Source organism: Sinomonas humi (genome assembly GCF_000802235.1).
GTDB lineage: Bacteria > Actinomycetota > Actinomycetes > Actinomycetales > Micrococcaceae > Sinomonas > Sinomonas humi.
The window spans coordinates 1-10,664 of the sequence record NZ_JTDL01000141.1; the positions used below are offsets into that span (position 1 = coordinate 1).

A 10,664-nucleotide genomic window follows, 5' to 3' on the forward strand; every position below is an offset into this window, starting at 1 on the left:
CTCGTACCCGGTCGCGATCCCGCGGACCAGGTCCCGGCCCGTGGAGCCCACGTGCTGGGCGACGGCCAGGATCGGGGGGATGTTGTCCCCGGGGTGGGAGTACTCCGCGGCCAGGAACGTGTCGTGGTAGTCCAGCTCCCGCACCGCGACCCCGTTCGCCCACGCCGCCCACTCCGGGGAGACCCGGTCGCCGATCCCGTACAGCAGCGCCCCGCGCCCCCCGGAGGAGGGCGCGTGCGCGAGGGCCTGGGCGCGGGCGGCCACGATCGGGGCCCGGTTCAGGGAGGCGATCGCAACCGAGGCGTTGTCGATGATCCGGTTGATGACCATCTCCGCCACCTCGGGCGCGACCTCGACCGGGTCCGCGGCGACCTGCGCGATCCTGTACGCGAGCTGGCCCTGGCGGGGCAGGTTCTCCTCGCTGCGGTGGACGCGGACCTTGTGCAGCTCAACCATGGGCGGCCTCTTTCGGGTAGTTCGTTCTGATGTGCTGAAGGCTGTTGCTCAGGTGCACCGCCGTCGCGGCGCCAGCGACTGGGCAGAAGGGCCACCGGATCGCGACTCGGGGTGCTGCTTCCCACTCGTGGACAACTCGGCGACGCCGTCCAGCGGGGTAGTCCTCGCCCTTCTGGAAATCATGGGACCCGGAGGCGACCATCAAGTCGATTTTCGGGCGCACTCAAGCCGCCCGGCACGGCTTGTCTCAGTGCTGCTCGGGCCTCGTGGCACCCACAAGGTCCCGAACGTGTGGCGGCCAAGGGGCGGATGCGTCTTCACCATGGGGCACGTGGACGGTGACGAACTTCCCCGTCGCCGCGAGCCGCCGCGGGACGGGGCCCCGGGGCGCGCCGTCGAACGCCTCACCCCAGACCTCGAAGCGGAATGTCATCGAGGAGCGGCCGAGGGACTCGATCTCCAGGATGGTGGTGGCCTCTTGCCCAAAGTACAGGCTGGAGAGGTAGTCCACTTCCTGCCGGACTCGCGGGGAGGACGAAAAAAACCCCTCCAGCATCCCGAGGCGTCGGAAGAGGCGCGCTTCAGCCGCCTCGACACTCCGCAGGACGAACGAGTTGTGGTGGTGTCCCGCTGCGTCAGTGTCAACCCACTCGACGGGTCGGGTCAGTGTCTCGCGGAGGGGAGCGGGCATGGTATCGGCCATGGCGGATCCTTCCTGAAGCCTAGGGCTTACTGATCGGCCCAGGTCACGACCTCTTGCAGGGAGGCGCGAGCGGTACGGTAGCTGTTGGAGGGATGACTCAGGTCGGGGTAGCCGAAGGAGATCCCGAGCAAGACCTTCCTGTCGTCAGGGATGTTGAAGTGCCGGCGGATGAGGCTGGAATGGCCTGCAAGCGCCGCCTGTGCAATCGCGCCGAGGCCAAGGCTGTTAGCTGCGAGGAGGAAGGTTCCCACGTACAGGCCGGCGTCGACAGCGCCATAGACGCCCTGAGCGGCGTCCGTGGTCACGATCGCGACGTGCGGTGCCCCGAAGAAGCGGAAATTTTCGAACGCCTGACGCCCAGAGGCCTCCCGGTCGCCTCGCACGACCCCGACTGCCTCGTACAGTTGCCACCCGCTGGCCCTTCGCCGGTCGCGATAGATGCCGCGGTACTCCGAAGGTTCATCGAAATCGAATTTCATCGGATTGGAGCGGGCCCAGTCCATCATCGCCGCGCGGAACCGTTCGGTCCCGCCCCCGCTCGTCACGATCATTTCCCAAGGCTGAGTGTTGCACCACGATGCTGTGCGCTGCGCGAGCGTTAGAAGGCGCTCCATTGTCTGGCGGGGCACCTGACGGTCAAGATAGGCGCGGCAACTCCACCGAGTACTGAGCAGGTGCTCCAAGAGGACGGACTCTTCTGTCTCTGCGACGGCGGTGTCGTTCGAGGTCATCACCAGTCCAGTCTAACAATAAAATATAAAATTCACGATACCTGCTCGCGGGGAAGTTCCTGGTCCTGGTTGTTGTCCCGCCATAGTCCTCGCTGTTCGAGGCTGTCGATGACGAAGTCCGCGCTTCCCTCGATATGTGCCTCGGTGAGCGTTCGAGCACGCTTCGCCTGTCGCTTCGACAGGGCGTCGAAAATCTCCTGATGCTCGAGGGGGGCGGTGCTGACGTGCGCCTCGAGCGAGGCATAGTACTGGTTGGGGAGGTGCTTGACGACGCCCGCGAGGAGCCGTGCAAGGCGGTCCGAGCGTGCCGCGACGTTGATGATCCGGTGAAACTGATGCCCCAGCCGTCCGATCTCATCTGCATCTCCACGCTTTGTCGCCACAGCGCACTGTTCCATGACGTTCCCCAGCAGGTCGAGCTCCTCGCGCGTGATCTGCTTTGCAGCCCGTGCCGCGAGCTCGCCGGCAAGGCGGCTCTGAGCCCAGAACAGGTCGCGCACATCCTGCCGCGTGAAGGGAGCCACAACGAAGCCCCGACGCGGCACCGCGGTCACAAATCCCTCGTTGCTGAGCGCAACGAGGCCCTCGCGCACCGGAGTGATGCTGACGCCGACAGCCTCCGCGATGGGCTCCAGGCGGAGGAACTGCCCGGGCGTGAGGTTGCCCGACATGATCTGCTCGCGCACGTAGGCCGCCACCTCTTCCGGGAGCTGGGTTCGGCGGCTAGGGTGGGCTCGCGGGGTTGGGTCGATCAGAGTGTTCACGCAGACATCACCTCATATGCATAGTCCTACATATACTTTATACCTCGCCCCTCTGGTGGCTCTCAGGACGCGATCAACACGAGAGTCTCTGCCACGCACGCAGGCTTGTTCGAGCCCGCGTCGATGACGTAGCGAGCTGTCAGCATCGTCCCCCCGGCAGTTTCCGCGATATCGGCGAAGGTCACCGTCGCCCGGAGCGGGTCGTTGACGCGGGTCGGAGAGGGAAAGCGCACCTTGTTCACCCCATAGTTGACTCGAGCCGAGCCGAACTCGATGGAGAAGAGCTGGCGCCCGAACTGGGGGATGAGCGAGAGCGTGAGGTAACCGTGGGCGATAGTGGAGCCGTACGGACCCGTTGCCGCTTGGACTGGGTCCGTGTGGATCCACTGGTAGTCATCCGTCACGTCCGCAAATGCGTCGATTCGCTCTTGGGTCACGACGAGCGGCTCTGACGGCCCGATCGCCTCGCCGAGAGCCTCGCGGAGTTCGGCGAGCGAAGTGAAGCGGCGAGTCACGAGGGGCTCCCATCGGTCGTGAGCTCGACGGTTGAGCGGGGGCCGAATGAATCCCCGTTTGTCCCGCTGAGTTCGAGGAGGGCGCTGCCTGAGCCGTCGTAGGTCGCGCGAAGGCGGGCCGGCTCACCGCAGAACAGGGGCGCGAGGCCCCGGTGGCGAAGCCGCTCGACCCGTGCACCGCCCGAAAGGCGGTGGAGTTCCGTGAGCGCTATGGCCTGCAGTGGCCCATGTACGAGGAGCCCAGGGTAGCCTTCGACACGGGTCGCGTACGGCCAGTCGTAGTGGATGCGGTGCGCGTTGGCTGTGGCCGCGGAGAACCGTGCGAGCAGCGAGGCGTCCGTACGGAACTCCCACTCGTGCTCGGAGAGCCTGCGGAGGGGCTGCGCGGGGGGCGGCGTCGATGTCGGCGGTTCGAGGGGAGCGATCTGGGCCTCAGCACCTTCTGTCTTGACGGCAGCCTCACGGTACACGAGGTTCTGCATCTCGGTCACGGCGAGTTCGCCGAACTCGTCGAACAGCCGCGTTGCGACGTCGACGATTACGAGCGGGCCCGAACGCCCTGTCTTCTCTGCGACCGAGACGACCTCTGACTCCCTGCGGATCGTACTGCCGACCCTCAGTGCGCCGTGGAAGATGAGGTTTCCGCCCGCGAACATGCGCCGTGGAAGCCCGATGGGCGGCAGGAAGCCGCCGCGGCGAGGGTGGCCGTCCGGTCCCAGCTCGCCCGATGCGGCCCAGCGGGGTAGTGCGGCCCAGTGCCACAGCGGCGGGAGTTCGTCCCCTTCTCCCGGGGCGGACAGCCCGTCGTCGAGCAGCGCCGCGAGAGCGGCGACGGGGGCCGGATCCAGGAGTTCCTCCGTAACGACGGTCTGGGCTGTCCAGGTGCCGAGATCGACCATTACATGAACCTCCCACCAGTGACCTCGAGGACCGTCCCGGTCATGTAGGACGAAAGGTCTGACGCGAGGAAGAGTGCGACCTTGGCGATCTCGTCTACTTCGCCCGCTCGGCCCATGGGGATCTCGCTCATCTTCTGGTCCCAGACGTTTTGCGGCATCGCTTCAGTCATCGCAGAGCGGACGAGGCCTGGCTGGATTGCATTGACCCGGACGCCGAGGTGCGCGACCTCCTTCGCTGCCGCCTTCGATAGCCCGACGATTCCGGCTTTCGCGGCTGAATAGTTCGTCTGGCCTGCGAGCCCGATCTTGCCCGAGAGCGACGACATGTTGATGATCGTTCCACCGCCGTTCTCACGCATGATGCCGGCAGCGAGCCGGGTGCCGTTCCACGTGCCTTTGAGATGGACATCGATGACTTGGTCGAACTGTTCTTCGGTCATCTTCCGCATGGTCGCGTCTCGCGTGATGCCGGCGTTGTTGACCATGACATTCACATGTGAGAACACCTGAGCGGCGGTCTCGAGCATGCTCTGCACCTCATCCGCCGAGGTGACATTGCAGCGTACACCGACGGCGACTTCATCGCCTCCCAGCCGTGCCGCGGCTTCCGCGGCTGCCTCGCCGTTGACGTCGCCAACGACGACGCGGGCACCTTCAGCAATGAATCGCTGCGCGATCGCGTACCCGATTCCTTGCGCGGCCCCGGTAATGACCGCAGTCTTGCCCTTCAACAGTGGTTCAGTCATGTGTGCTGTGCTCCTAAATCGTCCCTGAGGTGGTGGTTCGGGCAAAGCGGCGCAGGATGCGTTCCGCTCGCTCGATGACAGGCTTGTCCACCATCGCCCCGTCCACCACGCCGACGCCCTCCCGCTGCGCGGCGGTGACGGTCGCGGCCCATGACCGCTCCGCCTCGGACGGGCGGAGGGCGTCTGCAACGGGCGCCACCTGCCTCGGGTGGATGCAGAGCTTGCCGGTGAAACCGAGGCGACGTGCATAATCCGTGTCGTCGGTGATCCCGGCCGGGTCATCGATTCCCGCCGTAATCCCGTCTACAGGGCCCGGCAGCCCCGCGCGGGCCGACGCGAGGACGAGCGCCGATCGCGAGGCGAGCAGCGCCTCGCGATCGCTCGGGTTGACGCCGAGTTCGGTGGCGAGGTCGAAACTGCCGAGCGCGAGCCGGTCTACGCCGTCGAGCTCGGCGATCGAGGCCGCGTCCAAGATTCCGCGGGCGGTCTCGACGAGGGCGACGACGCCACAACCTCCCACGGCCGCGACCAGTCGGCGTACATCGTCAGGCCGTTCGGCCTTGGGGAGCATGATGCCGCAGGACGAGGCCGCGAGCTGCGCGACGTCGTCGGCGTGCCAGGCGGTGCCGACCCCATTGATGCGGACGATGCACGCGTGGTCGCGTGCCCACGCCGCCGCATTGCTCCGCGCTGCAGGCTTGTTCGAGGGAGCCACAGCATCTTCGAGATCGACGACAACCAGTCCGGCGCCAGAGGCCGTGGCTTTCTCGAAGCGCTCTGGCCGGTCCCCGGGTACAAAGAGGAGTGTGGAGACCTCGGAGATGGCTTCGTGCATGCTCACGAGAGGTTCTTCTTGGCTTCGCGGACGAGCCCTCCGCCGATGATGAGCCGCTGGATCTCGCTGGTGCCCTCGTACAGGCGCAGAAGACGGATGTCGCGGTAGATCCGCTCGACAGTGAGCTCACGCATGTAGCCGGATCCGCCATGGACCTGTACGGCGAGGTCCGCGGCTCTGCCCGCCATCTCGGTGCAGTAGAGCTTGGCCACCGAGGGGGCGATCCGCCGGTCCTCGCCTGCGACATACTTCGCCGCGGTGTCACGGACGAGTGCTCGCCCCGCGAGGACGCCCGTCTGCTGGTCGGCGAGCATGGCCTGCACGAGCTGGAAATCTCCGATCGGAGTACCACCCTGCGTCGCGGTCGCCGCGTGCCGAACGGACTCATCGAGCGCACGCTGGGCCGTTCCCACGGCGAGCGCCGCGATGTGAGAGAGGTCATCGCGGCGCGGTAGCCGGTGTCCTCGTCCCCTCCCACGAGGGCAGACGCCGGGACGCGAACGCCGTCGAAACGCACGTTCGCCGTCCATGCGCCCTCCTGGCCCATCTTCTTGTCCTTCTTCGCAACCTCGAGGCCGGGGGTGTCCCGGGGAACGAGGAAGACGGCGATCCCGGGTCCGGAGGAGTCGGCGGGTCGTGTGCGTGCGAACGTGACGAAGAGGTCTGCGAGTGGGGCATTGGTGATGAAGCACTTTTCACCGTCGAGGACCCAGTCGTCGCCGTCTCGGACGGCGCGGGTACGGAGGCCTGCCGGATTCGATCCTGCTCCCGGCTCTGTCAGGGCGAATGACGCGACGACCTCACCCGACGCGATCCGCTCGAGCCAAGTCGCCTTCTGGACGTCGGTGCCGAAGTTCACGAGCACCTGACCCGCGATGCCGTTGTTCGTGCCGAACATCGAACGCAGCGAGAGCGAGGTGTAGCCGAACTCCATCGCGAGCTCGACGTCCTGCGTGAGGTCGAGTCCAAGGCCGCCCCAGTCGCTGGGAATGGCGTAGCCGAAAAGGCCCATCTCGCGGGCCTGCTGCCGCAGGTCCTCCGGGATGTCGTCGAACTCGGCGATCTCGTGCTCGCGCGGGACCACCCGCGTCCGGATCCATTGGCGGACCTCCGCCAAGATCAGTTCGAAGTCCTCTGTACTCACTTCGGACACGGTCGACTCCCTCCATTGGGCTTTCGCATACAATATATTTAACCCATAGGAAGAGCCCCATTCAAGCCCTTGCGTGTAAAATATATTTTTTGTAGGCTGGAACGAGCTTGCAGCAGCGCGGCTGAAGCAGTCCGCGGCGCAACCGCAGGACTCAGTGAGAAAGGACTCCCAATGCCGGGTCTCTACTTCGAAGAATTCGAACCGGGAATGGTCATCGACCACGAGGTCCGCCGCACGGTCACCGAATCGGACAACGTGCTCTTCAGCACGATGACGCTGAACATGGCGCCGTTGCATCTGGATGCCGAGTACAGCAAGAACTCGATCCACGGTCAGCGGCTGGTCAACAGCCTCTTCCTCCTCGGCCTCGTGGCGGGGATCTCGATGCACGACACGACGTACGGGACGACGCTCGGAAACCTCGGGTTCAACTCGATCACGTTCCCCAAGCCGGTCTTCCACGGCGACACGATCCACGTGCGCACAGAGATCACGGCCGTCCGCGAGTCCAAGAGCCGTGAAGATTCGGGCATCGTCACGTTCAGGCACTATGGCATCAATCAGCGCGATGAGGTCGTGTGCGACGCGACCCGCGTTGGCCTCATGCTCAAGCGCACACCCGGGCCAGCCCGCGTCGCCGCTGACGAAACGGCCTGAGGACCGCCGAGTTCGCGAATCAACGCTCTCTGACCGAGTCGAGGAGGACACGGAATGGCTGAAATGGACGGCCATGAGCCGATCGCATGGGACCCGCCGGCCGACGTGCGGGAACGCTCGAGGCTCCTGGCGGCGATGCGTCAGTGGGGCTTCAGCGATGACGCTGATGCAGTTGCCGAGCTCAACAGGCGTGCAGTCGCAGATCCCGAGTGGTTCTGGCGGGCAGCTCTCGCGGACCTGGGCGTCGAGTTCGCGGTGCCGTTCGAACGTGTGCTTGACGAGACGGACGGCAAGCCGTTCCCGAAGTGGTTCGAGGGAGGGCGGATCAACGTCGCCGAGCTTGCCGCGCTCAGACACGAACACGGCCCTCACGCCCGAAAGACTGCCGTCATCTACGAGGGCGACTCCGGCCAGCGCCGGACGCTGACGTATGCGGAACTAGCGCGGGAAGTCAGCTGGTTCGCGGCGCACCTCGCCGCGCTCGGCGTGCGCCGCGGGGACCGCGTGGTTCTGTTCATGCCGGTCGTGCCGGAGGCGGTCGTCGCCTTCCTCGCGGTTGCCCTGATCGGCGCCATCTCGGTACCCACCTTCTCCGGGTACGCGCCCGATGCACTCGCGACCCGGCTGCAGGATTCCGAAGCCGTGCTCCTCATCACCGCCGACGGGACCACCCGCCGGGGCAAGACCGTGCCGCTCAAGGAGATCGCCGACAAGGCCGTCGCCCAGGCACCCTCGGTGCGCCGCGTCGTCGTCGTACGCCATCTAGGCACCGACGCGGCCCTGGTCGAGGGCCGCGATGTCGCCTACGACGAGCTTGCCCCCGACCCCGCGCCGGTTCCCGCGGCCGACACCGAGGCGAACGACCCGCTCTCGATCGTCTACACGTCGGGCACCACGGGCCGTCCCAAGGGGATCGTGCATTCGCATGGCGGATTCGCCGCGAAGACAGCTATCGACTTCGCCTACGGGTTCGATGTCCACGCCGACGACGTCGTGTCATGGATCACTGACCTCGGCTGGCTAGTGGGGCCCATGCTCATGGTCGGACCGCTTCAGCTCGGGGCCACGATCGTCATGATCGAGGGCCTGCCGACGTATCCGACGTCGAGCCGTATGTGGGACGTCGTCGTCCGCAATGGGGTCACGGTGCAGGGCATCGCCCCGACGGCGGCGCGCGCGATCAAAGCCGCGAGCGACGGCGTGGTGCCGACGATGCCAACCCTCAAGACGTTCGTGTCGACGGGCGAGGCGTGGGACGCTCCGACGTGGTGGTGGCTCTTCGACGTCGTCGGCGCCCGTTCCCGACCTATCGTCAACTACAGCGGCGGCACCGAGGTCGGGGGAGGCATCCTGGTGGGGTATCCCTTCCTGCCGGGACCCGCGGCTGCGTTCACGGGCCCGCTCCCGGGCATCGACGCAGCGGTGTTCGACGACGACGGCGCGGCGGTCACAGGCAGGATCGGCGAGCTCGTGCTCCGGAACACATTCCCGGGGATGACCCACGCCTTCTGGCAAGACCGCGAGCGTTACCTCAGCACATACTGGGACCGCTGGGAGGGAGTCTGGGTGCACGGCGACCTCGCGAGCGTCGACGAGGCCGGGGTCTGGCGGATCCACGGTCGTTCGGACGACACGATCAAGCTCTCGGGCCGCCGGGTCGGGCCAGCCGAGATCGAGGCTGCTCTGCTGCGCGACAGCAGGATCGCCGAGGTTGCCGTGATCGGCGTGCCCGACGAGCTGCGCGGCCAGCGGGCCGTCGCGTTCGCCGTGCTGCGCGATCAGCACGCTGAGCCCGAAGACATCCAGGCAGTCGCCCTCGAGAATGCCGGCAAGTCGTTCGCGCCTGCCGTGCATACCGTGCGGACGCTGCCAAAAACCAAGAACGGAAAGATCATGCGGCGGGCGATCAGGGCCCGGTTCATCGGCGCCCCGGTCGGCGATATGTCCTCGCTCGACCCCGCGACGCCGCTCGAAGACATCCCCGTGGACGCGGGCACACAAGAGTAGGAGAACGGAAATGACAGTCACCGAGACAGAGGGCAACATCGAGCTCGTCAGGTCGGCGACCCGCGAACTGGCGCGGAAGTTCGACAACGAGTACTGGCTCGAGAAGGACCGCAAGCACGAGTATCCGTGGGACTTCATCAAGGCCTTCGCCGACGGGGGGTGGCTCGGCGCGATGATTCCCGAGGAGTATGGCGGAATCGGCCTAGGCCTCCAAGAAGCTGCGGTCATGATGAACGAGATTGCGGCCTCGGGTGCCGGCATGAGCGGCGGCTCGGCGATCCACTTCTACGTCTTCCCTCCGGCCCCCATCGTGCGGCACGGTTCGGAGGAGATGAAGCGGAAGTACTTGCCCAAGCTCGCGACGGGAGAGATGCTCACGGCCTTCGCGATCACCGAGCCCACCGCGGGCGTCGATACGTCGCGGATCCGGACGAAGGCCGAGAAGGTCGATGGCGGGTGGGTCATCAACGGACAGAAGGTGTTCATCACGAACGCCCAGAACGCGCATCGCATGGTGCTGCTCGCCCGCACGTCTCCGCGTCGCGACGACAAGCCGCTGTACGGCATGACGATCTTCTTCGCCGAGATGGATCCCGAGCACGTCACGATTCGCGAGATCGATAAGCTCGGGCGGGCCGCGATCGACACGAACGAGGTGTTCATCGACAACCTCTTCGTGGCGGATGAGGACGTTGTCGGCGAGGTGGACAAGGGCTTCTACTACATCCTCGACGGACTTAACCCCGAGCGGATCGTGGTCGCAATGGAGGGCATCGGCTTGGGGCGCGCCGCCCTGGAGATCGGGACGGAATACGCCAAGAACCGAGTGGTCTTCGACCGCCCCATCGGGCAGAACCAAGCCGTCGCGCATCCCCTCGCCGATTCGTGGATCCGTCTCGAAGCCGCGGAACGCATGGCGATGCACGCGGCGAAGCTCTTCGACGAGCAGAAGGAATGCGGCCCCGAGTCCGCGGCCGCCAAGTTCCTCGGCGCCGAGGCCGGCTTCGAGGCCTGCGACCGAGCGTTCTCGACGCTCGGCGGCTATGCGTATGCGAGGGAATACCACATTGAGCGCTTGTGGCGCGAGGTGCGCCTCCTGAGGAATGCGCCGTTCTCGCAGGAAATGGTATGCAACTACATCTCGCAGCAGGTCCTTGGGCTTCCGAGGTCCTACTGAGCTGCTTGGCAAGCAGCCCCA

General features: G+C 66.1%; 12 protein-coding genes and 1 pseudogene. 3 read left to right on the plus strand and 10 right to left on the minus strand.

From position 1 onward, the window contains the following. The 10 genes and pseudogenes from LK10_RS15670 to LK10_RS22720 form a co-directional block, all read right to left on the minus strand. Nucleotides 1-456 (minus strand): MmgE/PrpD family protein (locus LK10_RS15670; protein WP_043125652.1); only part of this gene is annotated, 456 nt, incomplete at its 3' end. Between the two features lie 247 nt (nt 457-703). Then, the gene (locus LK10_RS15680) at nt 704-1,159 is read right to left on the minus strand and encodes an acyl-CoA thioesterase (RefSeq protein WP_156144209.1); all 456 of its coding nucleotides are present in this window, start codon (nt 1,157-1,159) and stop codon (nt 704-706) included. Nucleotides 1,160-1,185: 26 nt separating this feature from the next. Continuing rightward, on the minus strand, nt 1,186-1,890 hold the full coding sequence (locus LK10_RS15685; RefSeq protein WP_052207451.1) for a nitroreductase: 705 nt from the start codon (nt 1,888-1,890) through the stop codon (nt 1,186-1,188). Between the two features lie 32 nt (nt 1,891-1,922). Then, nucleotides 1,923-2,654, minus strand: coding sequence for a GntR family transcriptional regulator (locus LK10_RS15690; protein WP_052207452.1), 732 nt, complete (start codon nt 2,652-2,654; stop codon nt 1,923-1,925). A 62-nt stretch (nt 2,655-2,716) separates the two neighbouring features. Next, a complete protein-coding gene (locus LK10_RS15695) occupies nt 2,717-3,169 on the minus strand; it encodes a MaoC family dehydratase (RefSeq protein ID WP_043125656.1) in 453 nt (150 codons plus the stop codon). Continuing rightward, nucleotides 3,166-4,068, minus strand: a complete 903-nt coding sequence (locus LK10_RS15700) for an FAS1-like dehydratase domain-containing protein (RefSeq protein WP_043125658.1) — start codon at nt 4,066-4,068, stop codon at nt 3,166-3,168. Before LK10_RS15700 ends, LK10_RS15695 begins: the two co-directional genes overlap by 4 nt. Then, nucleotides 4,068-4,814, minus strand: a complete 747-nt coding sequence (gene fabG / locus LK10_RS15705) for a 3-oxoacyl-ACP reductase FabG (protein WP_043125662.1) — start codon at nt 4,812-4,814, stop codon at nt 4,068-4,070. Before fabG ends, LK10_RS15700 begins: the two co-directional genes overlap by 1 nt. 13 nt (nt 4,815-4,827) lie before the next feature. Further along, nucleotides 4,828-5,649, minus strand: coding sequence for an HpcH/HpaI aldolase/citrate lyase family protein (locus LK10_RS15710; protein WP_043125664.1), 822 nt, complete (start codon nt 5,647-5,649; stop codon nt 4,828-4,830). Between the two features lie 2 nt (nt 5,650-5,651). Then, nucleotides 5,652-6,179, minus strand: coding sequence for an acyl-CoA dehydrogenase family protein (locus tag LK10_RS22715; RefSeq protein WP_231567800.1), 528 nt, complete (start codon nt 6,177-6,179; stop codon nt 5,652-5,654). Nucleotides 6,180-6,208: 29 nt separating this feature from the next. After that, nucleotides 6,209-7,024: pseudogene (locus LK10_RS22720) on the minus strand (acyl-CoA dehydrogenase family protein); the annotation flags it as partial. Here LK10_RS22720 and LK10_RS15720 point away from each other — a divergent pair. The 3 genes from LK10_RS15720 to LK10_RS15730 are packed head-to-tail and all read left to right on the plus strand — an operon-like array spanning nt 6,974 to nt 10,643. Further along, the gene (locus LK10_RS15720) at nt 6,974-7,459 is read left to right on the plus strand and encodes a MaoC family dehydratase (RefSeq protein WP_043125666.1); all 486 of its coding nucleotides are present in this window, start codon (nt 6,974-6,976) and stop codon (nt 7,457-7,459) included. The pseudogene LK10_RS22720 and the gene LK10_RS15720 overlap by 51 nt on opposite strands. A 54-nt stretch (nt 7,460-7,513) precedes the next feature. Beyond that, nucleotides 7,514-9,466, plus strand: a complete 1,953-nt coding sequence (locus LK10_RS15725; protein ID WP_043125669.1) for an AMP-binding protein — start codon at nt 7,514-7,516, stop codon at nt 9,464-9,466. A 10-nt stretch (nt 9,467-9,476) separates the two neighbouring features. Continuing rightward, entirely contained in the window at nt 9,477-10,643 is a 1,167-nt protein-coding gene (locus LK10_RS15730; RefSeq protein WP_043125670.1) for an acyl-CoA dehydrogenase family protein, read from the plus strand. Nucleotides 10,644-10,664: the final 21 nt, after the last annotated feature.

Excerpts from the sequence above, each read along its gene's own strand:
- LK10_RS15685 (WP_052207451.1), bottom strand. The coding sequence starts at position 1,890 with ATGACCTCGAACGACACCGCCGTCGCAGAGACAGAAGAGTCCGTCCTC.
- LK10_RS15730 (WP_043125670.1), top strand. The coding sequence starts at position 9,477 with ATGACAGTCACCGAGACAGAGGGCAACATCGAGCTCGTCAGGTCGGCG.
- LK10_RS22715 (WP_231567800.1), bottom strand. The coding sequence starts at position 6,179 with ATGGACGGCGAACGTGCGTTTCGACGGCGTTCGCGTCCCGGCGTCTGC.
- LK10_RS15710 (WP_043125664.1), bottom strand. The coding sequence starts at position 5,649 with ATGCACGAAGCCATCTCCGAGGTCTCCACACTCCTCTTTGTACCCGGG.
- LK10_RS15680 (WP_156144209.1), bottom strand. The coding sequence starts at position 1,159 with ATGGCCGATACCATGCCCGCTCCCCTCCGCGAGACACTGACCCGACCC.
- LK10_RS15700 (WP_043125658.1), bottom strand. The coding sequence starts at position 4,068 with ATGGTCGATCTCGGCACCTGGACAGCCCAGACCGTCGTTACGGAGGAA.
- LK10_RS15720 (WP_043125666.1), top strand. The coding sequence starts at position 6,974 with ATGCCGGGTCTCTACTTCGAAGAATTCGAACCGGGAATGGTCATCGAC.
- LK10_RS15725 (WP_043125669.1), top strand. The coding sequence starts at position 7,514 with ATGGCTGAAATGGACGGCCATGAGCCGATCGCATGGGACCCGCCGGCC.
- fabG (WP_043125662.1), bottom strand. The coding sequence starts at position 4,814 with ATGACTGAACCACTGTTGAAGGGCAAGACTGCGGTCATTACCGGGGCC.